The organism is Streptomyces sp. NBC_01439 (assembly GCF_036227605.1).
In the GTDB taxonomy this organism is placed as follows: domain Bacteria; phylum Actinomycetota; class Actinomycetes; order Streptomycetales; family Streptomycetaceae; genus Streptomyces.
The window spans coordinates 546,459-572,150 of sequence record NZ_CP109487.1 but is presented as its reverse complement, the minus strand read 5'-3'; the positions used below and the strand labels follow the sequence as shown (position 1 = coordinate 572,150).

General features: G+C 73.5%; 28 protein-coding genes. 18 read left to right on the top strand and 10 right to left on the bottom strand.

Annotated elements, in window-relative coordinates:
• Nucleotides 1-119: 119 nt before the first annotated feature.
• The 7 genes from OG207_RS02705 (at nt 120) to OG207_RS02675 (ending at nt 7,323) form a co-directional block, all read left to right on the top strand.
• The gene (locus OG207_RS02705; protein WP_329095502.1) at nt 120-971 is read left to right on the top strand and encodes a phosphatase PAP2 family protein; all 852 of its coding nucleotides are present in this window, start codon (nt 120-122) and stop codon (nt 969-971) included.
• A complete protein-coding gene (locus OG207_RS02700; protein ID WP_329095500.1) occupies nt 968-1,858 on the top strand; it encodes a DMT family transporter in 891 nt (296 codons plus the stop codon). The genes OG207_RS02705 and OG207_RS02700 overlap by 4 nt, the downstream gene beginning before the upstream one ends.
• A gap of 76 nt (nt 1,859-1,934) precedes the next feature.
• Entirely contained in the window at nt 1,935-2,201 is a 267-nt protein-coding gene (locus OG207_RS02695; RefSeq protein ID WP_189744401.1) for a GlsB/YeaQ/YmgE family stress response membrane protein, read from the top strand.
• 190 nt (nt 2,202-2,391) lie between these two features.
• Nucleotides 2,392-2,871 carry a ribonuclease E activity regulator RraA gene (gene rraA / locus OG207_RS02690; protein WP_329095498.1) on the top strand — a complete coding sequence of 160 codons (480 nt, stop codon included), beginning with the start codon at nt 2,392-2,394 and terminating at the stop codon, nt 2,869-2,871.
• A gap of 112 nt (nt 2,872-2,983) precedes the next feature.
• Entirely contained in the window at nt 2,984-4,612 is a 1,629-nt protein-coding gene (locus OG207_RS02685; RefSeq protein WP_329095496.1) for a peptide-N4-asparagine amidase, read from the top strand.
• Nucleotides 4,613-4,639: 27 nt separating this feature from the next.
• Nucleotides 4,640-6,367: a serine/threonine-protein kinase gene (locus OG207_RS02680; RefSeq protein WP_329095494.1), complete on the top strand. Its 1,728-nt coding sequence runs from the start codon at nt 4,640-4,642 to the stop codon at nt 6,365-6,367.
• Nucleotides 6,368-6,417: 50 nt separating this feature from the next.
• Nucleotides 6,418-7,323 (top strand): phytoene/squalene synthase family protein, encoded by a 906-nt coding sequence (locus OG207_RS02675; protein ID WP_329095492.1) that lies wholly within the window; start codon nt 6,418-6,420, stop codon nt 7,321-7,323.
• Nucleotides 7,324-7,347: 24 nt separating this feature from the next.
• On the opposite strand, the gene OG207_RS02670 is transcribed toward OG207_RS02675, so the two are convergent.
• Both OG207_RS02670 and OG207_RS02665 read right to left on the bottom strand, forming a co-directional pair.
• Nucleotides 7,348-8,073: a transglycosylase SLT domain-containing protein gene (locus tag OG207_RS02670; protein WP_329095490.1), complete on the bottom strand. Its 726-nt coding sequence runs from the start codon at nt 8,071-8,073 to the stop codon at nt 7,348-7,350.
• Between the two features lie 393 nt (nt 8,074-8,466).
• Nucleotides 8,467-9,375: a dihydrodipicolinate synthase family protein gene (locus OG207_RS02665; RefSeq protein WP_329095489.1), complete on the bottom strand. Its 909-nt coding sequence runs from the start codon at nt 9,373-9,375 to the stop codon at nt 8,467-8,469.
• A gap of 71 nt (nt 9,376-9,446) precedes the next feature.
• On the opposite strand from OG207_RS02665, the gene OG207_RS02660 reads away from it, so the two are divergent.
• The 3 genes from OG207_RS02660 (at nt 9,447) to OG207_RS02650 (ending at nt 13,035) form a co-directional block, all read left to right on the top strand.
• Nucleotides 9,447-10,397 (top strand): LysR family transcriptional regulator, encoded by a 951-nt coding sequence (locus OG207_RS02660; protein ID WP_329095487.1) that lies wholly within the window; start codon nt 9,447-9,449, stop codon nt 10,395-10,397.
• Between the two features lie 88 nt (nt 10,398-10,485).
• On the top strand, nt 10,486-11,571 hold the full coding sequence (locus OG207_RS02655; protein WP_329095486.1) for an S-(hydroxymethyl)mycothiol dehydrogenase: 1,086 nt from the start codon (nt 10,486-10,488) through the stop codon (nt 11,569-11,571).
• A gap of 153 nt (nt 11,572-11,724) precedes the next feature.
• Nucleotides 11,725-13,035 carry an alpha/beta fold hydrolase gene (locus OG207_RS02650; RefSeq protein WP_329095483.1) on the top strand — a complete coding sequence of 437 codons (1,311 nt, stop codon included), beginning with the start codon at nt 11,725-11,727 and terminating at the stop codon, nt 13,033-13,035.
• 17 nt (nt 13,036-13,052) lie between these two features.
• Here the strand turns inward: OG207_RS02650 and OG207_RS02645 are convergent, their stop codons facing one another.
• Nucleotides 13,053-13,844, bottom strand: a complete 792-nt coding sequence (locus OG207_RS02645) for an MBL fold metallo-hydrolase (protein ID WP_329095481.1) — start codon at nt 13,842-13,844, stop codon at nt 13,053-13,055.
• A gap of 18 nt (nt 13,845-13,862) precedes the next feature.
• Between OG207_RS02645 and OG207_RS02640 the strand changes: the two genes are divergently transcribed.
• Together OG207_RS02640 and OG207_RS02635 are read left to right on the top strand one after the other, a co-directional pair.
• Nucleotides 13,863-14,624, top strand: a complete 762-nt coding sequence (locus OG207_RS02640; protein ID WP_329095479.1) for a PIG-L deacetylase family protein — start codon at nt 13,863-13,865, stop codon at nt 14,622-14,624.
• Nucleotides 14,625-14,696: 72 nt separating this feature from the next.
• Nucleotides 14,697-15,530, top strand: a complete 834-nt coding sequence (locus OG207_RS02635; protein ID WP_329095477.1) for an enoyl-CoA hydratase/isomerase family protein — start codon at nt 14,697-14,699, stop codon at nt 15,528-15,530.
• On the opposite strand, the gene OG207_RS02630 is transcribed toward OG207_RS02635, so the two are convergent.
• From OG207_RS02630 to OG207_RS02620, 3 genes are all read right to left on the bottom strand, one after another.
• The gene (locus OG207_RS02630) at nt 15,517-16,317 is read right to left on the bottom strand and encodes a hypothetical protein (protein ID WP_329095476.1); all 801 of its coding nucleotides are present in this window, start codon (nt 16,315-16,317) and stop codon (nt 15,517-15,519) included. The two genes, OG207_RS02635 and OG207_RS02630, sit on opposite strands and share 14 nt — an antisense overlap.
• 36 nt (nt 16,318-16,353) lie before the next feature.
• The gene (locus OG207_RS02625) at nt 16,354-17,259 is read right to left on the bottom strand and encodes an SDR family oxidoreductase (RefSeq protein WP_329095475.1); all 906 of its coding nucleotides are present in this window, start codon (nt 17,257-17,259) and stop codon (nt 16,354-16,356) included.
• Between the two features lie 98 nt (nt 17,260-17,357).
• The gene (locus tag OG207_RS02620) at nt 17,358-18,494 is read right to left on the bottom strand and encodes a hypothetical protein (protein WP_329095474.1); all 1,137 of its coding nucleotides are present in this window, start codon (nt 18,492-18,494) and stop codon (nt 17,358-17,360) included.
• Between the two features lie 226 nt (nt 18,495-18,720).
• Here OG207_RS02620 and OG207_RS02615 point away from each other — a divergent pair, with 226 nt between their 5' ends.
• The 3 genes from OG207_RS02615 to OG207_RS02605 are packed head-to-tail and all read left to right on the top strand — an operon-like array spanning nt 18,721 to nt 22,000.
• Nucleotides 18,721-19,698 carry an NADPH:quinone oxidoreductase family protein gene (locus OG207_RS02615; protein ID WP_329095472.1) on the top strand — a complete coding sequence of 326 codons (978 nt, stop codon included), beginning with the start codon at nt 18,721-18,723 and terminating at the stop codon, nt 19,696-19,698.
• Entirely contained in the window at nt 19,695-20,888 is a 1,194-nt protein-coding gene (locus OG207_RS02610; protein ID WP_329095470.1) for an acyl-CoA dehydrogenase family protein, read from the top strand. The genes OG207_RS02615 and OG207_RS02610 overlap by 4 nt, the downstream gene beginning before the upstream one ends.
• A complete protein-coding gene (locus OG207_RS02605; RefSeq protein ID WP_329095468.1) occupies nt 20,885-22,000 on the top strand; it encodes an acyl-CoA dehydrogenase family protein in 1,116 nt (371 codons plus the stop codon). The genes OG207_RS02610 and OG207_RS02605 overlap by 4 nt, the downstream gene beginning before the upstream one ends.
• Nucleotides 22,001-22,143: 143 nt before the next feature.
• On the opposite strand, the gene OG207_RS02600 is transcribed toward OG207_RS02605, so the two are convergent.
• Together OG207_RS02600 and OG207_RS02595 are read right to left on the bottom strand one after the other, a co-directional pair.
• On the bottom strand, nt 22,144-22,365 hold the full coding sequence (locus OG207_RS02600) for a helix-turn-helix domain-containing protein (protein WP_329095467.1): 222 nt from the start codon (nt 22,363-22,365) through the stop codon (nt 22,144-22,146).
• Nucleotides 22,365-22,850, bottom strand: a complete 486-nt coding sequence (locus tag OG207_RS02595; RefSeq protein WP_329095465.1) for a DUF2975 domain-containing protein — start codon at nt 22,848-22,850, stop codon at nt 22,365-22,367. Before OG207_RS02595 ends, OG207_RS02600 begins: the two co-directional genes overlap by 1 nt.
• 128 nt (nt 22,851-22,978) lie before the next feature.
• Here OG207_RS02595 and OG207_RS02590 point away from each other — a divergent pair, with 128 nt between their 5' ends.
• From OG207_RS02590 to OG207_RS02580, 3 genes are read left to right on the top strand one after another with little or no spacing between them, the layout of a single operon-like run.
• Nucleotides 22,979-23,518, top strand: coding sequence for a GNAT family N-acetyltransferase (locus OG207_RS02590; protein WP_329095463.1), 540 nt, complete (start codon nt 22,979-22,981; stop codon nt 23,516-23,518).
• 59 nt (nt 23,519-23,577) lie between these two features.
• Nucleotides 23,578-23,946: a tyrosinase family oxidase copper chaperone gene (locus tag OG207_RS02585; RefSeq protein ID WP_329095461.1), complete on the top strand. Its 369-nt coding sequence runs from the start codon at nt 23,578-23,580 to the stop codon at nt 23,944-23,946.
• 30 nt (nt 23,947-23,976) lie between these two features.
• Entirely contained in the window at nt 23,977-24,840 is an 864-nt protein-coding gene (locus OG207_RS02580) for a tyrosinase family protein (protein WP_329095460.1), read from the top strand.
• 121 nt (nt 24,841-24,961) lie between these two features.
• Here the strand turns inward: OG207_RS02580 and OG207_RS02575 are convergent, their stop codons facing one another.
• Nucleotides 24,962-25,249, bottom strand: a complete 288-nt coding sequence (locus tag OG207_RS02575) for a chaplin (protein ID WP_329095459.1) — start codon at nt 25,247-25,249, stop codon at nt 24,962-24,964.
• 97 nt (nt 25,250-25,346) lie between these two features.
• Nucleotides 25,347-25,670 carry a hypothetical protein gene (locus OG207_RS02570; protein ID WP_329095457.1) on the bottom strand — a complete coding sequence of 108 codons (324 nt, stop codon included), beginning with the start codon at nt 25,668-25,670 and terminating at the stop codon, nt 25,347-25,349.
• Nucleotides 25,671-25,692 lie beyond the last annotated feature (22 nt).

The following is a 25,692-nucleotide window of genomic DNA, read 5'->3' as shown; positions in this document are numbered from 1 at the left end:
GGTTCCACTACGGAAGTGTACGGGAACGCGACCGTATCGGTACACCAGCGTATCGATACGCCAATGTATCGATACACTGGCGTGTCGCTGTGCGCGTAAACAGGAAGAGAGACCGGGGGATGAGCTCCCACACCACACCTGCCGGGCCGGCAGCCGGACCGAGAGCCGCGCGCCGCCTCATACGCGAGCTGCTGCTCGTCGTGGGCTTCTTCGCCGTCTACAAGGCGGGCCGGTTGCTCTCGACCGACCGCACGGACGAGGCCTTCCGCAACGCGGCGCGCACCTGGGACGCCGAGCGCTTCCTGCACCTGCCCGGCGAGGGCGCGGTACAGCGGTTGCTGCTGCACGGGGACGCCCTCGTCACCACCGCGAACACCTACTACGCGGTCGTCCACTTCCCCGCGACCGCGCTCTTCCTGATCTGGCTCTACGTCCGGCGCCCCGCCCACTACCTGTGGACGCGCCGCGTACTCGCCGGACTCACCGGTGCCGCCCTCGTCCTGCACCTGGCCTTCCCGCTCGCGCCCCCGCGACTCCTCGACGCCGCGGGGCTCATCGACACCGCCCAGGTCTACGGGCCCACCGTCTACAAGGCCGCACCGGCCGAGGACACCCTGGCGAACCAGTTCGCCGCCATGCCCTCACTGCACTTCGGCTGGGCGCTGATGCTGGCGCTCGGCGTGATCGCCGCCACCTCCTCGCGGTGGCGCTTCCTGTGGCTGCTGCACCCGCTGCTGACCCTGCTCGTGATAGTCGGCACCGCCAACCACTACTGGCTCGACGCCGTCGTGGCCGCCCTCCTGCTGTGGGCGGCCCTGCTGCTCGTCCCCAAGCCGCGCACGAGCGATCCCGATCCGGACCGGGGCCGGGGCCCGGACGCGCGAACGGGTCCGGAGCCCGACCAGGACGTCCCCGTACGAAGCCTGCCGCGCCCGCGGAGCGCGGACTCGGCCGTAGGAGCCCGACGATGAACGACACCACCCTCGCCGTCGGGCTCTGCCTGGCTTCGGCCGTGGCCTACGCAGCCGCCGCCGTCGCCCAGGAACGGCTCGCCCGGGCCGCCGTCGCGCGCACCGCCAAGGCCCTGCTGGGCTCCGGGGCTTGGTGGTGGTCGGCGGGGCTGAACGCCGCCGCCGCGCTGCTGCACGCGGCGGCCCTGCGCTACGGCCCCCTCACCCTCGTGCAGCCGCTCGGCGCGCTCACCCTGGTGGCCGCCGTCCCGCTGGGGGCGCGGCGGTCCGGCCGCCGGGTGGCGGCCACCGAATGGCGGGGCACCCTGGCCACCGTCGCCGGTCTCGGCCTGCTGCTGCTCCCGGCCTCCGGACCGGCCCCCGACGACACCCTCACGCTGATCGAGGCGCTGGCCGTCTCCGGCGCGACCCTCGCCGTGATCATGATGCTGACCGCGGACAAGGACCCGCGCTCGGGGCTGCGCCACGCGACCGCCTCCGGGCTGGCCTCCGCGGCGGCCTCCGCCCTGACCCAGACGGTGGCCGTGGCGGCCGGTCGCGGCGGAGCCCTGCTCAGCGTCCGGGTCGTCTCCGTGGCCCTGCTCGTCATGGTGTTCGCCGTCGGCGGGATGCTCCTGTCACAACGGGCCTACCGCGGCGGTCTCGGCGCCCCGCTGGCCGTGGTGAACCTCGCCAACCCGCTGGCCGCGGCCGCCATCGGCATGGTCCTGCTCGGCGAACGACTGCAGGGCGGAGTGCCGGGACTGCTGCTGGCCGGCGCCGGAGCCTTCCTGGCGGCGCGCGGGGTGGTCCTGCTCACCCGGACGCCCTCCGCCGGCGCGGGTCCGGGCACCGGCCCCGTCACGGGCGCCGAGCTCCCCGTAGCGGCCGGCCGCGTGGCGGTCTGAGCGGCGGTGAACCGATCCGCCGGCGGGCGCGTCCTCCCAGGAGAACACCCGAACGACCGAAGCGGAGTGACTGGACATGGGGATCGTCAGCTGGATCATCCTGGGACTGCTGGCCGGGGGCATCGCCAAGGTCCTGCTGCCCGGCCGTGACCCCGGTGGCCTGATCGGGACCACCCTCATCGGCGTCGCCGGCGCCTTCATCGGCGGCTGGCTGTCGGCGAAGGTCCTGGACAAGCCTATTCAGACCGAGTTCTTCGACCTCGCCACCTGGGGCTCCGCCATCGCGGGCTCACTGGTCCTGCTGATCGGCTACCGCATCCTCTTCGGCAACTCCCGGAACTGACCCGGCCGCACGCGGTCCGGTCCGGTCCCCACCACCACCCGGAGCCGCCCGCCAGCCCGGCACGTTCCAGCCGATTCGGGCCGCCCGCACCGCAGGTGCGAGACGCCCCGCCGCGCCGGACCACCGGCGGATTACGCTGGCCGCACCACCGCGACGTACGCGCACGAGCAGCGAGGAAACCGGTAGCCAGATGAGCGTCACCCCCGTCCCCACAGCCGACTTGTACGACGAGTACGGCGAGTTCCTGGCCATCTGCGCCACCGGGTTCCGCCAGTTCGGCGGCCGCAGGCTGTTCGCCGGTCCCGTACGGACCGTGCGCTGCCACGAGGACAACGCGCTGCTGCGCACCCTCCTCCACACGCCGGGGGAGGGCGCTGTCCTCGTCGTGGACGGCGGCGGTTTGCCCCGCACCGCCCTCGTCGGCGACCTCATCGCGGGCGCGGCCGAGGCCAACGGCTGGGCCGGCCTGATCGTCAATGGCTCGGTCCGCGACAGCGTCGCCCTCGGCGGGCTCGACCTCGGCATCAAGGCGCTCGGCACGGTTCCCCGCAAGAGCGGCAAGACCGGTGACGGCGCGGTCGACGAGCCCGTGACCATCGGCGACGTCACTTTCCGCGCCGGGGACACCGTCCACGCGGACGACGACGGCGTGGACGTCCTGCCCCGCTGACGTCCTGACCGGAGCCGGCGAATCCGGCGGGGCCCGGTGCGGTCCAGAACCGGCCAGGGGCGGAGCACCGGCCCTGGCCCGGCCCCGGCGGGCCGGGTTTCACTGCGGGCCCATGAGACGACACAGGATCACCGGCCTGCTCGGCGCGATCGCGCTGACCGCCGCCACCCTGGCCGCCGCGGGACCCGCGTACGCCGCCGGGACCCCGGCCGCGGACCCGCCGCCCGCCGAGTTCGGCACCGACTGGCACGACCCCCTCACGGCCGCCCCACCCGTCGCCCGGCCCGCGACCCGGTCCTGCCGGGTGACCCTCGCGGAGGCACAGTTCCGCGACTTCACGCCCTACCGGGGCAGTTACGCACCGCCCGCCGCCTGCGGCGCGACCGGCTGGGCCAAGGTGGTCCTGCGCCTCGACGGCAAGGTCAAGGGCCGCCAGTACGACCGGCTCGGTCACCTCTCCCTCGGCGGGGTCGAGATCCTGCGCACGTCCACCCCGCAGCCCTCGCCCGACGGCATCACCTGGTCCGTCCAGAAGGACGTCACCCGCTACCGCGATACCCTCGCCCGCCCGCAGCCCGTCGAGATGCTCATCGGCAACGTCGTGAACGACACGTACACCGGCGTCATCGACGTCAAGGTGACCCTGACCTTCTACGCTGCCGACGGCCGCAACCCGGCCCCGGACACCCCCGACCGCGTCCTGCCCCTCACCTCCCCGTCGGTCACCACGCCGCGCAACACGGAGCGCCTCCTCGCCGAGGTGTACGCCACCGGCTCGGGCGGCGGCTGCGAGGAGTACTGGTACATGACCACCCCCGACGCGGCCCCGTACTCCTGCAAGGCAGCCGACGGCCCGTACCGCGAGGTGCAGATCTCCGTCGACGGACGGCTCGCCGGCATCGCCGCGCCGTTCCCCACCGTCTGGACCGGCGGCTGGTCCAACCCCTTCCTCTGGTACGTCACCCCCGGCCCGCGCGCCTTCGACGTCCAGCCGATCCGCTACGACCTCACCCCCTACGCCGCCCTCCTCAACGACGGCCGGCCGCACCGCATCGAGGTCTCCGTCGTCGGGGTCCCCGCCGGACAGAGCGGTTGGAGCACCCCCACCAACCTCCTGCTCTGGCAGGACGAGGCCCGGGAGGTCGTCACCGGCGCCCTGACCCGGTACGAGCCGGGCGATCCGACCGGCCGCTCCCGCTGGACGCCCGCGGCCCCCGGCGCGCAGCACCGCCTGGACACCGAGGGCGGACACCGGCTCACGGTCGCCGGACACCTGAACACCTCCCACGGTCGCGTGGCCACCACCGTCACCCGCGTCGTCCGGGGCACTTCCGTGCACCGCTGGACCGACGGCGAGAACCAGGACGCGCTCACCGCCACCTGGACCGACGAGGAGAGCGTGACGCGGGGGCCGACCACCACGCGGACCGACCGCACCTACACGATGGACGGCGAGACCACCCTCGGCGCCGGCGACCGGCTGCGCACCGTCCTCTCGCTCGGCGACCGCGCCGACACCGTCACCCTGCGGGGCGGCAAGCCCGTCGACGGCTCCCGGCTCGACGACCGGTACACGGGCGACGCCACCTACACCGCTAACGTCCCGCGCGACCAGCGGCACGCCGTCGCCACCACGTCCGCCCGCTACCGGTTGTACGGTTCCGCAGCCCCGGGCGGGTGTTACGACCGGACGGTGGCCACCGCCCAGGGCGCGCTCACGGTGGACCGCCGACACTGCTGATCCGGCCGCCCCCTACGATGAGCGGCCATGGATACGAGTGAGGCCGGCAGACAGCTGATCGACGGCCGTTTCGAGCTGGTCGCCCCCCTGGGCAGCGGGGGCATGGGTACGGTGTGGCGCGCTCGCGACATCGCCCTCCATCGTGAGGTCGCGCTCAAGGAGGTGCGCCCGCCGGACCCGGCGACCGCCGCCGCACAGCCCGGCCTCGCGGACCAGATGCGCGAACGCGCCGTCCGCGAGGCCCGCGCCCTCGCCCGTCTCGCCCACCCCCACGTGGTGACGATCCACCACATCGTCGAGCCCGCGGAGGGCACGGACGGGCACCCGTGGATCGTCATGGAGATGGTCCGCGGCGGTTCCCTCTACGACCGCCTCGAGTCCGGCCCCATGCCGCCCGCCGAGGTGGTGCGGCTCGGTCTCGACGTGCTGTCCGCGCTGCGCGCCGCCCACGCCGAGGGGATCCTCCACCGCGACGTGAAGCCCGCCAACGTGTTGCTCCGCCCCGACGGGTCGGCCGTGCTGACCGACTTCGGCATCGCCGCGCTCCACGACTCCACCGGACTCACCGCGACCGGTGTGCTGATCGGCTCCCCGGAGTACATCGCACCCGAGCGGGTCCGCGGGGAGGAGGGGTTGGCCGCCTCTGACCTGTGGTCGCTCGGCATGCTCCTCTACGTGGCCGCCGAGGGGACCAACCCGCTGCGCCGGGCCACCAGCCTGGCCACGGTCGTCGCCGTGCTCGACGAGCCCATTCCGGCGCCCGTGCGCTCCGGCCCGCTGGGGCCCGTACTGGAACGGCTGCTCGTACGGGACCCGGCCGCCCGGCCCGACGGGGCTCAGCTGGAACAACTGCTCCGGGCCGCGAGCGCCGCTCTCGGATCCGGCTACGCGGCGCCGGTGGCCGCTGCGCCGGTCGCCGCCGCGCCGGTGGTCTCCGTGCCGGTGGTCTCCGTGCCTCCCGTTTCCGCGCCGGCCGCGCCCGGTGTCCCGGGTCAGTACGGCCCGTACGGCGGCCCGTACGGATCGCCCACCCCGCCGCCGTACGGCCAGGGGGCCTCCCCCTACGCGGCCTCCACCACGCCCGTCGCGCTGACGCCCGCGGCGCGCAGGCGCCCGGCCCTGATCGGCGCCGCGCTGACCGTGGTGCTGGCGGCCGCGGTCGTCGGGATCGTGCAGTTGATGCCCGACGGGAACTCCGGGGACGACGACGCGGCCGACTCCCGCGCCACCCGGCCCGCCGTCGCCACTCCGGGCGGTACCGCGGCCGCCACCCCCGGTGCGAAGGCGAGCACCTCGAAGACCGACACGGCCCGCGGCAACATGCTCACCCCGCAGAACATCCGGATCGCCCTGGACGCGCTCAAGGTGAAGACCGGCACCACCACCTTCGTGGACCTCAAGGTCTACGAGGGCTACGTCCTCGCCTCGATCCCCACCGCCCCCGGCGCCGATACCGTCGACGCCTGGCAGTACCGCGACGGCGCCGCCAAGCGCACGGGCCCGGACGGCACCGTCGAGGAGGGCGAGCCGCTCATCGACATGGCCGCCGTCAACTGGGACGCGCTGCCCGGCCTGCTGGAGCAGTCCAAGAAGGACCTGGGTGTCGAGAAGCCGACCTCGACCTACGTGATCGTCGAACCCTGGATGATGGACCAGGTCCCCTGCATGCGGCCCTACATCAGTGACGAGTACGGTCGCGGCGGCTACGTGCTCGCCGGAATCGACGGCAAGGTCAAGAAGGTCACCAAGCTCTGACATCGTCTACCCGTACGCACGTACGGTCCGACGCGTTCAGGAGTACGACCATGCCCAGTTGGCGCACCACCCTCACGGGGGCCGGCATATCCGGCCCCCGGCTGCGCGACGACTACACCCGCGCCGCGCGCCGGGTGCTCCGCCGCGAGCCCGCCCCGTACCTGGCGCTGCGGCTGCTCGCCGCGCCGCAGCTGGTGCCCGCCCTCGCCGCGGGTCTCGCCTTCATGAACCTGGTCGACGACACCGCCGAGACCGGTACCCCGCAGCAGCGGGCCGCCGGACTCGCAGCGCTGTCCGGGCGGGTGGAGGCGGCCCTGGAGTCCGGGGACAGCCCCGATCCCCTCCTGCGGGCCTATGCGCACGCGGTGGACTCCCGCGGCTTGCCGCCGCACTGGGTCTCCCGCTTCCTCCGGGGCGCCGCCACGGCCGAGGCCGGCTTCGACGGCTTCGCCGCGGAGGAGGACTTCCAGGCCTACCTCGACGCCTACGCGTGGCCCGGGGTGCTGGTCTTCACCGGACTGCAGTACCAGGGCGGCCCCGACCCGGAACAGGCCGCGGGCTGGCGGCGGTTCGTCGACGCCGCCCAGCGCGTGGACTTCCTCGCCGACCTCTGCGGGGACCTCGCGGACGGCCGGCTCTGCATCCCGCGCAGCCGGCTCGACGAGCACTCCGTCACCCGCGCCGACCTGGAACGGGCCCGCGACACCCCGGCCGTGCGCGCCCTCCTGGCCGCCGAGTGCCGGCGGGCCCGCACGGCCCTGGACGCCGCCCACGGCATCGGCGACCTCGCCGAACCCGGGCTGCGTCCGGTCATCGCGACCATGACGGAGCTGATGGCGCACCAGCTGACCGCCGTGGAGCGGGCGGGGGTCGCCGCCCTGCGCCGGGACATCGGCTACGGCCTGGCGGCGCCCCTGCGGATCCTCGTCCGCGCCGCCCGGCGTCGCCCGGTGTGAACCGGCGCGGGGGTTTCCCGGCTTCTAGTAGGCCCCGTTGACGTTGTCGATCGAGCCGTAGCGCGCGGCCGCGTAGTTGCAGGCGGCGGTGATGTTCGCGACCGGGTCGTAGGAGTTCGTCGAGGTGCCGGGCACGTGGTAGGCGCGGAAGGTCGGATCGATGACCTGGAGCAGCCCCTTGGACGGGATGCCGTTGCGGGCATTGATGTCCCAGTTGTTGATCGCCAGCGGATTGCCCGAGGACTCCCGCATCACATTGCGGTGGATTCCGTTGTAGGAGCCGGGAATTCCGTGCTCGGCCATGACGGCGAGGGACTCGCGGATCCACCCGTCGAGATTGTTCGGGTAGGCGGTGGCGGGCTTGGCGGCGGCGGGCTTGGCCGCGGGCTTGGCAGCGGGCGTGAGGGTGGTCCGGGCAGCGGACCTGCTCGCGCGGTCGGTCCCCGCCTGGGTGCCGAGCTTCAACTTGATGCCGGGCCGGATGATCGACGGGTTGTCACCGACGACGCTCCGGTTCGCCGCGTAGAGCTGCTGCCAGCCGCCGCTCACGGAATGCGTCGCTGCGATCTCCGAAAGGGTGTCGCCCGCGACCACGGAATACGTCGTGGGAGCGGCGGCCGTCTCCGCGGCCCCGGCGGTGGTCGCACCGATCAGCGGGAGAGTGAGGGCCGCGCCACCCGTACCGGCGAGCGCCAGCTTGCGGGTGATCCGGTAGTGCTTCGGCCGACGGTGCTTACCCTTTGCAGGCATGGCGGAATTCCTCACGTGGGGGGACGGGAGATCCCGGGTGGCGGCCCTACTAGGCGGCTGACCACCAGGAACGAGGTGACCGTAGGCGAGCTCGCCGCGCGGGAACAAGACCCGAATTCCACCGATAGATCGACATCTCGCTATCGATCGGGTAAATGACCTTGAAGGGGTATCGGTGTAATAGCCGATTCCCTTTCCGGGAAAAGGGAATCGGCTGTCTGTCGGAAATGATGTTGACGTTTTCGGTGTGGCTCACATCACGGGTCGTCGACCGGACGGCCAATACGGGCAAGTCCGCTCTCTAAGTGCCTCATTCGGGCGAACTGCCGATAGGTGCTAAATCGCCCATTCAGGACTCTTTCGGGCAGGTTTTCGGCCGGTGTGAGCCCTGGGTCACGCCAGCCGCTCCAGGGCGGCCGTCACAGCCGTCACCGCCCCCCGCGAGGCCGGCAACAGGGGCAGCCGGACGTCGGGGGTCGGGATCCGCCCCTGGGCGTGCAGGACGCCCTTGAGGACCGCCGGATTGGGCTCGGCGAAGGCCGCCGCCGACATCCGGGCCAGCGCGTGCCCCAGCGGCCGCGCCCGGGCCACGTCACCCGCCCGCCAGGCCGCGTCGAGCTCCGCGAAGCGGTCCGTCGCCAGATGTGCCGAGGCCAGGATCCCGCCCACCGCTCCCAGCGCCAGCAGCGGGGACAGGTAGGCGTCGTCGCCGGCCAGCACCTCGAACCCGGCCGGCAGGTCCCCGAGCAGCGCCACCGCGTCCTCGCCGATGCCGCCGCCCGCGTACTTCACGCCGGCGACCCCCGGCAGCGCTCCGAGCGCCCGCAGTGCGGCCGCGTCCAGGGGCTGCCCGGTCCGGTACGGGATGTGATAGACGATCAGCGGTACGGGGCTCACCTCGGCCAGTCGCGCGAAGTGCGCCAGCACCCCGGCGGCCGAGGGGCGGACGAACGGCGGCACCGTCACCAGCGCCGCCCGCACCTCGGGCCACCGGGTCAGTCGGGCCAGCGAGGCCTCGGCGGCCCGGGTGCCGCCGGCCCCCGCACCGACGGCCAGTGGTGCGCCCCGCTCCCCGCAGACCCGGGCGCACACCGTGGTGACGAGGTCGCGCTCCGCCCCGTCGAGGCCGGCCGCCTCCGCGGTGGTGCCGAGCGCGACGATGCCGCGGGCGCCCGCGTCGAGCACCTCGTGGGCGAGCGCCTCCAGCGCCTCGGCCGCGACGTCCCCGGTGCGGGTGAAGGGGGTGATCAGCGGTACGTGGATCCCGTGCAACGGGAGGTTCCTTGCGATGTCCTGTGCCATGCCCCAGAGCCTTGCCCGTCCGAAGCATCAATTCCAGTTCGCTTTCCTTACTCAACCCGTAAGCTGAGCCGATGCTCGATGTACGACGCCTGCGCCTGCTGCGCGAACTCGCCCGCCGCGGCACCATCGCCGCCGTCGCCGAGGCCCTGAGCTTCAGCCCTTCGGCGGTCTCCCAACAGCTCGGCGTCCTCGAACGGGAGGCCGGACTGCCCCTGCTGGAGCGCACCGGCCGCGGGGTCCGCCTCACCCCGGCCGGCCAGAACCTGGTCGGACACGCCGAGGCGGTCCTGGAACGGCTGGAACGGGCCGACGCCGACCTCGCCGAAGCGCGCGGGGGCCTGGCCGGAGCCCTGCGGATCGGCGCCTTCCCCACCGCCACCCGGGCCATCGTCCCGGCCGCGCTGACCGCCCTCGCCCGGCGCCACCCGGCGCTGGAGCCGATGGTCTCGGAGACGGACCCGGCGGCGGTGGCACACGCCCTGCGGGCCGGGGACCTGGACGTGGCCCTGGTGCACGCGTACGACTTCGTACCCGCCGAGCCCGAACCGGGACTGGCCACCGAACCGCTCTACGTCGAGGCGATGTATCTGGCCGCTCCCGCCGCCGGCGTACCCGCTCCCGGGGCCCCCGCCCCGCCCCCGGGAGCCGCCGAGTCCGGCGGCCCCGACCAGGGCGCGGTCCTGCGCGCGCACGCCGGGGCGCCCTGGATCACCGCCACCCCCGGCACCCTGTGCCACGTCATGACCGTCCGGGCCTGCCAGGCCGCCGGTTTCACCCCGCGCGTCCGCCACCAGGTCGACGAGTTCGCCACCGTGCTCGCCCTCGTCGCGGCGGGCCAAGGCGTGGCCGTCGTACCGCAGCTCGGCGTCACCGGCCCGGCCGATCCGGCCGTACGCCTGACCCGCCTGCTCATGGAGCGCCGCACCAACCTCGCCTTCCGCAGCGGAGCCGGGGCGCACCCGGCCGTGGCGGCCTTCGGCACGGCACTTCGGGCCGCCGTACCGCCGGATCTGGCCGGGTAGCGCGCCGAAACGTGACACAACTCCCTTACCGCGTGCCGTCCGTGTACGTTCGTTGATCCAGACGGATTCGATCAGAGCGGGGTACGACGTGACACATCGCGTACGGGGAGTCATCGCCCGGAGCAAGGGCGCACCGGTGGAGACGACGACGATCCTCGTGCCCGACCCGGGACCCGGCGAGGCCCTCGTCCGGGTGCAGGCCTGCGGGGTCTGCCACACCGACCTGCACTACCGCGAGGGCGGCATCAACGACGAATTCCCCTTCCTGCTCGGCCACGAGGCCGCCGGAATCGTGGAGTCCGTCGGCCCCGACGTCACCTCCGTGGCCCCCGGCGACTTCGTGGTCCTCAACTGGCGTGCGGTGTGCGGAACCTGTCGGGCCTGCAAGCGCGGACGCCCCTGGTACTGCTTCGCCACGCACAACGCCACCCAGCCCATGACCCTGGAGGACGGCACCCCGCTCTCCCCGGCCCTCGGCATCGGCTCCTTCGCCGAGAAGACCCTGGTCGCGGCCGGCCAGTGCACCAAGGTGGACCCGGCCGCCGCGCCGGCCGCCGCCGGACTCCTCGGCTGCGGGGTGATGGCCGGCCTCGGCGCCGCCCTGAACACCGGCAACGTCGGGCGGGGCGACTCCGTCGCCGTCATCGGCTGCGGGGGAGTGGGCAACGCGGCCGTGGCCGGAGCCCGCCTCGCGGGCGCCTCCAAGATCATCGCGGTGGACCTGGACGACCGGAAACTGGAGTGGGCCCGGGGCCTGGGCGCCACCCACACCGTCAACGGGCGCACGGAGGACGTGGTCAAGGCCGTCCAGGCCCTGACCGGCGGAAACGGCGCGGACGTGGTCATCGACGCCGTGGGCCGCCCCGAGACCTACCAGCAGGCCTTCTACGCGCGGGACCTGGCCGGGACGGTGGTCCTGGTAGGCGTACCGACCCCGGAGATGAAGCTCGAACTCCCGCTCCTCGACGTCTTCGGCCGCGGCGGGGCCCTGAAGTCCTCCTGGTACGGGGACTGCCTGCCCGAGCGCGACTTCCCGCTGCTCATCGACCTCTACCTGCAGGGCCGGCTCGACCTGGACGCCTTCGTCTCCGAGACTATCCCGCTCGACGGCGTCGAGGACGCCTTCGCCCGGATGGAACGCGGCGAAGTCCTCCGCTCGGTCGTCGAGTTCTGACACCACGGCCCGGCCCTGCCCGTCACGCCGGGCCGGGCCGGGCCGTCCGGTCGGGTCCGGCCCTGCCTAGACTCGGACCGCCACACCCCCGCGCCCCGCCGCCACCCGGTCGGGGCGCGGTCCTTCATCTCCTCGTACCCCTGGGGGCCGTACGTGACCACCGCACACAGCTACCGCCAGCCCGGCACGGTCCTCACCGACCACCGGTTCTCCGTCCCCCTGGACCACGCGCGCCCGGACGGGGAGCGGATCGAGCTGTACGCCCGGGAGGTCGTGGCCGCCGGCAGGGACCCCGAGGCGCTGCCCTGGCTGCTCTACCTGGAGGGCGGTCCGGGCTTCGGCGCCCGCCGTTTCATCGGCCGCCAGGCCTGGCTGGAGCGCGCGCTGACCGAGTACCGGGTGCTGCTCCTCGACCAGCGCGGGACCGGCCGCTCCACCCCGGTGAACCGGCAGACCCTGCCCCTGCGCGGCATCCCCGCCCGGCAGGCGGAGTACCTCGCCCACTTCCGCGCCGACTCCATCGTGCGCGATGCCGAGGCCATCCGCCCGGGCCTGACCGGCGGCGCGCCCTGGACCGTGCTCGGCCAGAGCTTCGGCGGCTTCTGCACGACCCACTACCTCTCCACCGCGCCCGAAGGCCTCACCGCCGCCCTGATCACGGGTGGCCTCCCCTCCCTGACCGCCACCGCCGACGAGGTGTACGAGGCCGCGTACGCCCGCATCGAGCGCAAGAACCTGGCCCACTACGCCCGGTACCCGATGGACGTCGAGCGCGCCCGCCGGATCGCCGCCCACCTCGCGGAGCACCCGGCCGAACTCCCCGGCGGCCACCGCCTCACCGTCGAGGGCTTCCAGTCGCTCGGCATCCTCCTCGGCCGGGGCGACGGCAGCCACCAGCTCCACTACCTGCTGGAGGACGCCTTCGTACCGACCCCTGCGGGACCCGCCCTCTCCGACGCCTTCCTGGAGCACGTCCGCGCCCAGCTCTCCTTCGCCGGGCACCCGCTCTACGCGCTGGTCCACGAGGCGATCTACGCCCAGGACCCCGCCGCGCCCACCGCCTGGGCCGCCGAACGGGTGCGTGCCGGCCACCCCCGCTTCGACGCCGACAAGACGCTCGCGGGCGACGAGTGGCTGCTCTTCACCGGCGAGACCATCCACCCCTGGCACTTCACCACCGACCCGTCCCTCGCCCCGCTGCGCGAGACCGCGGACCTGCTGGCCGCCCGCACCGGCTGGCAGCCGCTCTACGACCCGTCCCGCCTGGCCGCCAACGAGGTGCCCGTGGCGGCCGCCGTCTACCACGACGACATGTACGTGGACACCGCGCACTCGCTGGAGACGGCCCGGTCCATCCGCGGCCTGCGGACCTGGGTGACGGACGAGTTCGAGCACGACGGCCTCGGCGCCGGTGGTACCCGTGTCCTGGACCGCCTGCTGTCCCTGGTCCGCGACGAGGCCTGAGCCGGCCGGGGCCCGAGTCAGCCGGGTTCCACGAAGGCGCGGGTCAGGTGCGCCGTGGCCAGCAGGGCGCCGCGCCGTCGGGCCCGCGCCAGCAGGTCCTCGCGCGAGGCCCGAGCGGCCTCCCGGTCGCGCTCGTGGGAGTAGGGGACCGTCGGGTCGGCCAGCTGCACCGCGTGCACCAGTACGTCCCCGGTGACCACCACGTCCCGGGCCCCGGCGCCCTGGTCCACCAGGACCGACTGGTGCCCCGGGGTGTGCCCGGGCGTCGGCAGCAAGGTGATGCCGGGGGCCAGCCGGTGGGCCCCGTCGACCTCGTGCAGCTGCCCGCTCGCCCGCAACGGCGCCACCGTCCAGCCCCACACCGGGTCCGCCCGGTCCAGCGAGGCCACCTCCGCGCGCTGCACCACGTACCGGGCCGCCGGGAACAACGGCTTCCCGTCGGCCCCCGACGACCAGCCCGAGTGGTCCTCATGAAGGTGGGTCAGGACCACCGCCTCCACGTCGGCCGGAGCGATGCCGGCCGCCGCGAGCGCGTCCGGCAGCCGCCCCGGTACCGGCGCCCAGGCGGCGGCGGGCGACTGCGCCGGCCCGACGCCGGCGTCCACCAGCACCCAGCGGCCGCCGGGCCGGGCGATCGCGAAGCACCGGAAATCGAGCGCCCAGCTCCCGTCCGGCCCGATCGCGCCCGGATCCAGCTGCCCGGCCCGCTCCCACGCGGCCCCGCTCGCCCCCGGGAAGGCGGTACGGGCCGGCTCGAAGAAGATGCCCGTGGCGTCGAGCAGCGCCACCACCCGCCCCTGTCGATCCATTCGCCTATGGTGCGATACATGACCGAACAACTTGACCAGCAGCCCGCCTTGCAGCCCATGCCCACCGACTGGACGCGCGCCCTCGCGGTGGTCGCCCACCCCGACGACCTGGAATACGGGTGCGCCGCGGCCATCGCGCACTGGACGGACGGGGGCCGGGAGTTCGTCTACCTCCTCGCCACGCGCGGCGAGGCGGGCATCGACAGCCTCGCCCCCGCCGACTGCGGCCCCCTGCGCGAGGCGGAGCAGCGGGCGAGCGCCGCGGTCGTCGGCGTGTCCGAGGTGGAGTTCCTGGACTACCGCGACGGCGTCGTCGAGTACGGCCTCGACCTGCGCCGCGACATCGCCGCCGCCATCCGGCGGCACCGCCCCGAGCTGATCGTCACCCTCAACCACCGCGACACGTGGGGCGGCGCACAGGGCGGCGGCTACTGGAACACCCCCGACCACAAGGCCGTCGGGCGGGCCGTGCTCGACGCGGCCGGTGACGCCGGGAACCGCTGGATCTTCCCCGAGCTGATCGAACAGGGCCTGGAGCCGTGGAACGGCGTGCGCTGGGTCGCGGTGGCCGGATCCGCCACCCCGACGCACGCGGTCGACGCCGGCCCCGGGTTGGAGCGTTCGATCAAGTCCCTCCTGGAGCACAAGGCGTACATCGAGGTGCTCACGGACCAGGACCCCGAGGAGTACGTCCGCACCTTCCTCACCGGGAACGCCCAGCAGGCGGCGGCCCGGTTCGACGGGCGTCCGGCCGTGGCGTTCGAGGTCTTCCCCCGCTGACCGGCTACCCCTAGTCTGACGATCCGTCAAATTAGCGGGTCGTCAGCCATCGGGCCGGGGGTGCGGGACACGATGATCGACACCATCTCCACGGAGATCGCGGAGGGTGAGGAGCGCATCAGGCTGGAGGTCGCGGACGGCCTCGCGGTCCTCACCCTGTGCCGGCCGGACCGGCTCAACGGCTGGAGCTGGGAGTCCACCCGCCAGCTCGGCCTGCTCGCGGACCGGATCCGCTTCGACGCGTCCGTACGGGCGGTGCTGCTGCGGGCCGAGGGCCGGGCCTTCTGCGCGGGCATCGACGTGACCGCCCCGGGCGGTGCCGTCACCGGCGACTCCCCAGCCGAGCGCACCCGCAACTACTACGAGGGCATCCGTTGGGTGCACGAGCGGTTCGCGGTCCTCGCCCGCCTTCCCCAGCCGGTGGTGGCCGCCGTCCAGGGCTACTGCCTCGGCTTCGGTTTCGAACTGGCGCTGATGGCCGATGTCCGGGTGGCGGCCGAGGACGCCGTCTTCGCGCTCCCGGAAGCCGGGCTGGGCGTGGCGGTGGACGCGGGCGGCGACCTGCGCATCGCCCGCGAGGCGGGTGCGGGCTGGGCGAAGTACCTGGCCCTGACGGGCCGGCGGGTCGACGCCGCGACGGCGCAGCGGCTCCATCTCGTCCAGCTGGTCGTCCCCGGCGAGGAGCTGGAGGACGCCGCCCGAGCCGTGGCGCGGGAGATCGCCGACAACGCGCCGCTCGCGGTCCAGGGCATCAAGCGCGCGATCGACGGCTACGCCGACGCCGCCCTTCCCGCGGCCCTCGACCGGGTGGCGATGACCGCGGCCCTCACCCTCACCTCGGAGGACTGTCGTGAGGGCTACACCGCCAAGGCGGCCCGCAGGCCCCCGCGCTTCAGCGGAGGCTGAGCACCGGTCGGGTCGAGAACTCCTCGTACATGCCCTCGCCGTCCGGGCCGTACGTGAACTCGGCCGCGTACGGGTTGCGGTTGGCCGTGGCCAGCGGCAGCCAGCCGAGCAGATCGCCGTACCCGCCGCAGACGGCCTCCCCGCCGTCGCCGCCGTGCACCCGGGTCGGGTCCGTGCTCAGCTCCGTGCCGTAGCTGTCGTAGGCGATGTGCAGGCCGAAGGCGTTCGGCTCGTGGCGCACGCGGCCGTTCCCGTACGACGGCTCGTCCAGGGGGCACTCGTTCCCCCACCGGAACAGGGTGCCGGCCCCGGCTCCGCAGGCGTGCTCCCACTCGTCGGCGCCGGGCATCCGCAGCCCGTGCGCCGCGAGCGCGCCCGGCATGTCGGCGGCCGACCCGGTCAGGGCCTCGTCCTCGACGGCCATGAGCACGGTGGCCAGCGTGGCGGTGCGCGGCGGGCTGAGCACGTCGGCGAGATAGGCCTTGAGGTCCTCGTGCCCGTACCCGTACCCCTCCTCCACGCTCGCGGCGTAGTCGGCGCTCTGCGCGGGCGTCGGCTCCCAGGCGTCCAGGTCGAACCCCAGCCGCACCGTCCCGCCGGGTACGAGGGCGAACTCCCGCCCCTCGCGCTCGATGCGTACGCGGTGCAGCGGCCCGCCCAGGTGTCCGACCGCGTCGAGCAGCACCACCCGGCCGCCCACCTGCACGGCGGCCTCGTGCGCCAGGCGTGCGGCGGCGGCCGGGTCGAGCGAGCGCCAGCGGTCAAGGGTCAGATCGGCGAGAGACATGGTCCGATCCTCGCACCGCCCACTGACAACCGGAGCTCAGGGGGAGGCGGTGAAGGGGCCGCGGCCCAGTTGGGTGCGGACCGGGACCACCTCGGGGTTGACCACCGACCGGCGCTGCCAGTTCGCGCCGTCCACCACGAGCGTGTGCCCGGTGATGAACCGCGCGTACGGCGAGGCCAGGAAGGTGGCGGCCCAGCCCAGTTCGCGCGGCGCGCCGACCCGCAGGGCGGGTTGCCGGGCGTCCTTCGCGCCGGGCGCGGCGCGCTCCAGGCCGCCCCGAATGTCCTCGGCCATGTCGGCGTGCGGGAACAGCCCGGGGACGAGCCCGTTGATCTGGATGCCGTACGGACCCCACTCGACGGCGAGCGTCTCCACCAGGCTCTTCACCCCGGCCTTGGCCGCGGCGCTGTGGGCGAAGCCCGGCCCGCCCGTCCAGGCGTACGAGGCGCCGATGTTCACGATCGAGCCACCCGTGCCCGCGCCGAGGTGGCGGCGGCCGAACTCACGGGTCATCAGCCAGGTGCCCGTCAGCGTGATGTCGACGACCGCCCGCCAGGCGTTCGGCGAGAGGTCCTCCGCAGGAGAGGGGAAGTTCGCGGCCGCGTTGTTGACCAACACGTCCGGCAGGCCGAAGGCCGCCTGCGCGGCGTCGAAGACCTCGGCGACCCGCTCGGGGTCCCTGATGTCGCAGACGGCGGCCGTCACCCGGCCCGCGCCGGGAACGGCCGCCAACTCCTCGCGCGCCGCCTTGAGCTGCTCGGCGCGCCGGCTCGCGATCACCAGATCGGCGCCGAGCCGGGCGAACTCGGCGGCGATGGCCTTGCCCAGCCCGGTGCCGCCGCCGGTCACGAGGACCACCTGGCCCTCGAAGGTCCCGGAGGGCAGGGCGGCGGCGCCGAGCGCCGGTGGCGCGGGCAGCCCGCGCCGGATCTCGTCCGTCATGGGGCATCGATAGCGCGCGGGCGTCGAGATGACCATCCCCCGGACAGGACCGGCTCGGGAACAGGGGCTCGGGACCAGGGGACCGCGGCCCCCGACGGTCAGCCCTTCTGGGCGTACGCCTGCTTGCTCGCGCAGCTCCAGACCACGGCCTTGCTCTCCCGCGTCTCCCGGTCGATGATCATGCCGGCGACGCGGTCGTCGTCGGTGGCCGCGAAGGCCCGGCTCAGAGGCACGCCCGGGGTCCCGGCGGGGAAGGGCAGCACCAGCGGCTCCCCCGTGCCGGGCCAGTAGACGGCCTGGAAGAAGCTGGGCCAGCTCTCCTCGAAGTTGGTGGCCGTGCCGACGGCCACGTTCGTGGTCGGGCTGCTGCCGGAGAGCTCCAGGTCGTGGTAGCCCTTGGCCAGGCCCGGGTCGGTGGGCAGGGCGTCGTACGGCTTCTTCCAGACGGCCGGGGTCTTCCTCGGGTCGTTGCGGTAGTAGTAGTCCTCCAAGCCCACCACCCGGCCGCGGTCGTCGATGTCCCGGCCGACCGTCGTGAACGAGGAGTGGTAGCCGTTCCAGACCTGGAGGCTGTAGGGCGGGTAACCGCCGGCCGGCCAGACCACCGGGAAGTTCTTGGTGACCATGATGTCGTTCTCGGCGTCGAAGTAGGAGCCGGAGACCATGCCGACTATGTCACCGCGCTTGTTGATGCCGTTCAGCGAGACGACCTCGCTGCCGGCGATCGCGTCGGCCGGGACCGGGAGTTCGCGCACGACCTTCCCGTTCACCCACTCCTTGGCTACGCCCTTCTCGGCGTAGACGACCCGCCCCGACTCGTTGACGTCGACGTCGAAGACGCGTCCCTCCCTGCCCGGAGAGCCGAGCGGCTCGGAGGTCGTGGAGCCCCGCTGGTGGGTGAAGGCGACCATGGACTGGTCGGAGGCGCGGGTGGCCGTGCCCACCATCAGGCCCTTGGCGCTGACCGCCTTGACGCTGCCCCGGTCGAAGCCGGCGGGCAGCGGGACGGCGTGGACCGTGTGCTCCGCGCCGGTCCAGTAGACGGGCAGGCCCGCACTGTCGCCGACCACGATCCCGCCGGTGCCGAAGCCCACCGCCGTGGAACCGGTCGACCCCGCCAGCGCCGGGAGGACCTCGATCCCCGGGGCGCAGGAGGCCGTCGTGCCCGCCGCCGAGGCCGGGCCGGCCGCGGTGATCAGGCCCGCCAGAACGATGGCGGCTCCGGCCGCGGACATGCTTCTTCTCATGTGGTGGTCCCCCCTGGACAGGTGCTGTTCCCCGTTGAGTCATGACACGTGCACGCCACATGTTGCCTGATCTTGAGACGGATGTGGCCGGAATGACGCGTGTTGATTCGGTCCGGAGGGTCCTCCACCCCGACCGATGGTTCCCAGAGAGACAAGCGACTGCTTAGTATGCCCGCGGAGCGTGTGGTTCATCGACGGCGGCTGGAGGCCCCGGATGCAGGCATGGCGAGTACATACCCCCGGCGAACCCCGAGAGGCACTCCGCCTCGAAGAGATTCCCGAACCGGTACCCGGCGAGGGCGAGGTGCGGCTCCAGGTCCTCGCGGCGAACCTCAACTTCCCCGACGCGCTGCTCGTCCGCGGCCAGTACCAGATCCGCCCGCCGCTGCCCTTCACCCCCGGCGTCGAGATCTGCGGCCTCACCGACGACGGCCGCCGCGTCATCGCCACCCCGAGCCTGCCCCACGGCGGCTTCGCCGAGTACGTCATCGCGTCCGAGCGGGCCCTGCTCCCGGCCCCCGAGGCCCTGAGCGACGCCGAGGCCGCGGCCCTGCACATCGGCTACCAGACGGGCTGGTTCGGCCTGCACCGCCGGGCGCGCCTCCAGCCGGGCGAGACCCTGCTCGTGCACGCCGCCGCCGGCGGGGTCGGCAGCGCCGCCGTCCAACTCGGCAAGGCCGCAGGCGCCAGCGTCATCGGGGTCGTCGGAGGCAAGGCGAAGGCGCGCACCGCCGAGGAACTCGGCTGCGACCTGGTGATCGACCGTACGGCCGAGGACGTCGTCTCCCGCGTGAAGGAGTTCACCGGCGGGCGCGGCGCCGACGTGGTCTACGACCCCGTCGGCGGCGCCTCGTACACCGCCTCCACCAAGTGCGTGGCCTTCGAGGGCCGCATCGTCGTCGTCGGCTTCGCGAGCGGAGACATCCCCGCCCCCGCCCTCAACCACGCCCTCGTCAAGAACTACTCGATCCTCGGCCTCCACTGGGGCCTGTACGCCGCCAAGGACCCGGCCGCGATCCTCTCCTGCCACACCGAACTCACCCGCCTCGCCGCCGACGGCACCATCAAACCCCTGATCAGCGAACTCGTCGCACTCCCCGGCGTCGCCGACGCCGTACAGCGCCTCGCCGACGGGACCACCACCGGCCGGATCGTCCTGGCCATGCCCCGGCAGCCGGGTGTGTCCCGATGACCACGACCACCGCCGACCACCTGCTCGCACGCGTCCGTGACCTGCTCGCCGCGCACCCGCCCGCCGGCACCGACCGCACCGCGTTCCTGCGCGCCCGCTTCGACGCCGGACTCGCCTGGGTCCACTACCCCGAGGGCCTCGGCGGACTCGGCGCGCCCCGCTCCCTCCAGGCCGTCGTCGACGCCGAACTGGAGGCCGCCGGCGCACCCGACAACGACCCGCGCCGGATCGGCATCGGCCTCGGCATGGCCGCGCCCACGATCCTCGCGTACGGCACCGACGAGCAGAAGCGGCGCTTCCTGAGGCCCCTGTGGGTCGGCGAGGAGGTCTGGTGCCAGCTCTTCAGCGAGCCCGGCGCCGGCTCCGACCTCGCCGCGCTCGGCACCCGCGCGGTCCGCGAGAGCGGCTCCGGCGACTGGATCGTGGACGGCCAGAAGGTGTGGACCTCCAGCGCCCACACCGCCCGCTGGGCCATCCTGATCGCCCGCACCGACCCCGGGCTCCCCAAGCACCGGGGCATCACCTACTTCCTGTGCGACATGCACGCCCCGGGCGTCGAGGTCCGCCCGCTGCGCCAGATCACCGGCGAGGCCGAGTTCAACGAGGTCTTCCTCACCGGCGTCCGCATCCCCGACTCCCATCGCCTCGGCGCCGTCGGCGAGGGCTGGGCGGTCGCCCGCACCACCCTGATGAACGAGCGGGTCTCCATCGGCGGCATGCGCATCCCGCGCGAAGGCGGCATGATCGCCCCCGTCGCCGCCGCCTGGCGCGACCGCCCCGAGCTGCGCACCCACGCCCTCCACCAGCGACTGCTGGAACTGTGGGTCGAGGCCGAGGTCGCCCGCCTCACCGGGGAACGGCTGCGCCAGCAGCTCGTCGCCGGACAGCCCGGCCCCGAGGGATCGGGAATGAAGCTCACCTTCGCCCGGCTCAACCAGGAGATCAGCGGACTGGAGGTCGAACTCCTCGCGGAGGAGGGCCTCCTGTACGACGACTGGACCATGCGCCGGCCCGACGGCGTCGACTTCACCGGCCGCGAGGCCGGCTACCGCTACCTGCGCGCCAAGGGCAACAGCATCGAGGGCGGCACCAGCGAAATCCTCCTCAACATCGTCGCCGAACGCGTCCTCGGCCTGCCCCCCGAGCCGCGCGACGACAAGGACCTCGCCTGGAAGGACCTGAGCCGATGACCACTGCGGCGGCACCGACCGACCTGCTCTACTCCCAGGCCGAGGAGGAGCTCCGCTCCGCCGTACGCGCACTCCTCGCCGACCGCTGCGACGCGAAGGGCGTCCTCGACCGGGCCGAGACGGGCCGGCCGCACGACCCGGCGCTCTGGCACACCCTCGCCGCCCGGATCGGTGCGGCCGGTCTCCTCGTCCCCGAGAAGCTCGGCGGGCAGGGCGCGAGCCACCGGGAGGCGGCCGTGGTCCTGGAGGAGCTGGGCCGGGCCGTGGCGCCCGTCCCGTACCTGACGAGCTCCGTGCTTGCCACGGAGATCCTGCTCGGCTGCGACACCGCGGAAGCCGCCCCGCTGCTGCGGGAACTGGCCTCCGGCAGCACGGTGTGCGTCCCGGCCGTGCCGCTGACGCTCGCCCCGGGCGCGCCCCTCCCGGCCCCCGTCCAGGACTTCGGGGGCGGGGTCCTGACCGGCACGGTCACCTCCGTGGCGGACGCGGTGGCCGCCGACGTCCTGCTGGTCCTGGCCGACACCGGGCTGTACGCCGTCCCGGCCACCGCGGTCCGGCTGACCCCGCGGATTCCGCTGGACCTGACCCGCCCGCTCGCCACCATCACCCTCGAGGCCGCGGCCGGCACCCGTCTCGCCGACGCCGGAACGGCCCGGGCCGCCATTGCCGGAGCCCTGCTCTCCGGGGCCGGACTGCTCGCCTCCGAGCAGCTCGGGCTGGCCGAGTGGTGCCTGACGGAGACGGTCGGCCACGTCCGGGGCCGCCACCAGTTCAACCGCCCCGTCGGTTCCTTCCAGGCCCTCAAGCACCGCCTCGCCCGGCTCTGGCTCGACGTGGCCTCCGCGCGCGCGGCGGCGAGGGCCGCGGCCGATGCCCTGGCCGCTGAGGCCCCCGACGCCCCGTTGACGGTCGCCGTGGCCCAGGCCTACTGCTCGGGCGTGGCCGTCCGCGCCGCCGAGGAGTGCGTACAACTGCACGGCGGCATCGGCATGACCTGGGAACACCCGGCCCACCTGTACCTCAAGCGGGCCAAGGCCGATTCCCTGGCGCTCGGCACGGCGGGCCACCACCGCGGCCTGGTCGCGGACTTCGCGGAACTCCCGGCCCCGTAGGACGCGTCGTCCCGGCCGGCCCGCCGCCGGGCCGGCCGGGCAGTGCGGCCGAACGGCCGCGGGCACGCCGCGCGGCGCGGGCTGCGGCCTGCCCGACGGGTGCCGGCACGACCCGTCCGCCCCGGGGGCGCGTCATCCGTCCGTCACCCGTCGGCGAGGTCCTCGGACTCCCAGCGCAGCAGGTCGCCCGGCTGGCATTCGAGCACCTCGCAGAGTGCGGCGAGCGTCGCGAAGCGCACTGCCTTGGCGCGGCCGTTCTTCAGTACCGCAAGGTTGGCGGGGGTGATCCCCACCCGATCCGCGAGCTCGCCCACGGACATCTTCCGCCTGGCCAGCATCACGTCGATGTCGACGGCGATCGGCATCAGATCACCTCGTCCAGCTCGGCCTGCAGCTGCGCCGCTTCGACGTCGCGCGCGACGGCCTGGGCGAGCAGCATGCGCAGTACGAGCACGATGAGGGCGACCCCGAGGATCGCCAGGCCGACACCGCCCATGATGACGGTGACGCCCGGGTCCTCCCGCTGGCCCGGGGCATTGACGGCCGTGACCGCGAACCACAACAGGGCAGCCGCCACGATCGCGCCGATCACGCCGTCCACGTACCGGAAGGCGGCGTGGGAGAACACGGTTCCCCGCCGCACCATCGTGACCAGCCGCCATACGCAGACCAGGGCGACCTGGGCCGACACCATGCCCAGGATCGTGATCACGCGCATCGGGGTCAGGGGGAGCGTGCCGTCCTCCGGGTCGGTGGCCAACGCCCACACCATCAACACCTGTACCAACGTGGTGCCGACGAGCACCACCGCGAGCACGGCGCGCAACGCACCCACCGTCAGTTTCCCCATGACCCATCCCTCCATCGACTTACGATGGGAATCTATCGATTTTCGATAGGTGAGGCAAGGGGTGAGGAGCTGTCCGGGAAGTTCGGCCCGACCGACGCGCCCGATCGCTTGATCCGTATGCTCGCCCCATGACGGCCACCATCACCGCCCTCTCCGCCGCGGACCTGCGCGCCCACCGCGACGAACTCGCAACGCTGCTGCTCGCCGTGGTTGACGGCGGATCGTCCCTCGGCTTCCTCGCCGGGCTGGACCGACGGGGCGCCGCAGCCTGGTGGGACTCCCTGCTGCCCGCCGTCGAGGACGGCTCGCTCGCGCTGTGGGTCTCCCGCACCGGCGGCGACGGCCGGATCGACGGCACCGTCAGCTGGTACCGGGAGACCAAGGCGAACGGCCGCCACCGCGCCGAGCTGCGCAAGCTCATGGTCCACCCAGCCGCCCGCGGCCGGGGCACCGCCCGCGCCCTGCTCGCCGAGGCCGAGTCGGCCGCCGCCCGGGCCGGGGTCGTGCTGCTCTTCCTGGACACCGAGACCGGCAGCGGAGCCGAGGGGGTCTACCGCCGCGCCGGCTGGACGGAGGCCGGCACCATCCCCGACTACGCCACCGACCCGGCGGGCCGGCTCCGCCCCACGACCCTCTACTACAAGCAGCTCCGCGGCGCCCACGGGTGACCTCGCCCGCCGCGCGGCGTTAGACCCGTAGCCGCCGGCCACCGAGCGAGGGAGACCGTATGTCCGCAGCATCGCCCGCCGCACCACTGACCCGCCGCGCGGTTCTCCGTACGGCCTTCACCGCGGCCGTGCTCGCCGGTACGGCCGCGGCCCTGGCCCCCGTACTGCGCGCCCGGCGTCCCCGGCAGACCCTCACCCCGGCGCCGCTCGCCGAGGAGGAGACCTACCGCGGCCGGCACATCGCCGTCGACATCGCCGGGGTCCGGATCGACGGCCGCCCGCTGCACGTCATGCGCCGGGCCGACGGCAGCTACCTCAGCGGGATCAACCACTTCCAGTCCTATGCCACGCCGCTGGAACTGGCCCGGGCCGCCGTCGACGAGCTGGGCACCGCCCAGCTCGCCTTCGTGGCCCCGCACCACCGCTGACCGACCCACGGGAACGGGAGGAACCCCGCATTGCACACCCGGCAGAACCAGAAGAACCTCACCCGCGCCCAGAAGAAGCGCTTCACGGCGGCGGTCCTGGAACTCAAGCGCAGCGGCGCCTACGACGCCCTCGTGCGCACCCACGACAAGTACTTCGTGCCCGACCGCGACCGCAAGCTGCGCGTCGGGCACATGTCCCCGTCCTTCTTCCCCTGGCACCGGCGCTATCTGCTGGAGTTCGAAAGGAAGTTGCAGGAGATCGACCCCGGCGTGAGCGTCCCGTACTGGGACTGGACCGCCGACTCCAGCCCGGTCTCCTCCCTCTGGGCCGACGACTTCCTCGGCGGCACCGGCCGGGCGAGCGACCGCAAGGTGATGACCGGTCCGTTCGCCTACGACACGGGCAACTGGACGGTTACCGTGGGCATCACCGAGTCCGCGTTCCTCACCCGCAACCTCGGCCGGCCGCAGAACCCGATCGCCTTGCCCACCGCGACCGAACTCCAGTGGGCGATCGACGACCCGACCTACGACGTACCGCCCTGGGACTCCACGGCCACCGCGGGCGGATTCCGCAACAAGCTGGAGGGCTGGTCGGCGCCCAGGAGCGAGCGTTGGCGCAACCACAACAAGGTCCACCAGTGGATCGGCGGCCACATGACCGGCGGTACGGCGCCCAACGACCCGGCGTTCTGGCTGCACCACGCCTTCGTCGACCTGATCTGGGACCGCTGGCAGCAGAGGCACCCCGGCTCCGGCTACCTGCCCGCCGCCCCGCTCGCCATCGGTGACCTCCAGCGCGGCCGGGTGATCGCCCTCGACGAGCCGATGCCGCCGTGGAACATCACCCCGCGCGAGATGTCCGGTCACCAGGGCTTGTACCGCTACGAATGACGCGCGCGGCCCCGTGCGTACCCGCGGATGTGGGGACGTGTGGACGTGGGGGCGCGGGACACAGGGGGAAGGGCCCCCGCCGGGTGGCGGGGGCCCTTCCGCTCGTCAGCCGATCAGCCGATCAGTGACCGTAGTCGCCGCCCTGGGTGTGGTGGTCGGCGCCACCGCCGGAGGCGTTGACGCAGGTGTTGCCGAACGCCGGGTTCAGCAGGGCGATCACGTTCACGGTGTTGCCGCAGACGTTGACCGGGACGTGCACCGGGACCTGGAGCAGGTTGCCCGACAGGACACCGGGGGAGCCGACCGCCGCACCGTGCGCTCCGGCATCGGCGGCAGCCAGACCCGCACCGGCGACCACGGCGCTGCCGGTGACAGCGGTGATGGCCAATGCCTTCGCGATACGCGACATCAAGATCTCCTCATGAGATGTGTGGGGCGCCACAGGACCTGTGGCATTTGACATGGCATACAACGCGGGAGAGGCCAAGGGGTCACGGCCCGTGCGCCTACCCGGTGACGGAAAACCGGACGGAGGCGAAGTACGGCCGCACCTGGCCGACCTCCCCGGGCCGCAGGATCCGCAGGGCCCGGCCCGAACACCGGGGGCCCTCGAAGAGGGTCGCCGAGCTCCCGGTTCCGTTGGTCACCGCCCGGGCGCCGCCGCCCTCCGCTTCCACGCACCCCCTCGGCGCGGTGAGGCCGTGGACCCGATCGTCCTGGCCGACGTACTGGAAGTCCGGACCGGTGGCCGCGTGCGCCGCACCGGGCAGGAGCGTGGCGCCCGTCAGGAGCAGGACGGGCACGGCATGGTGGATACGCAGGAATCGCATGCCCGTCCAACCGGGCCGGGCG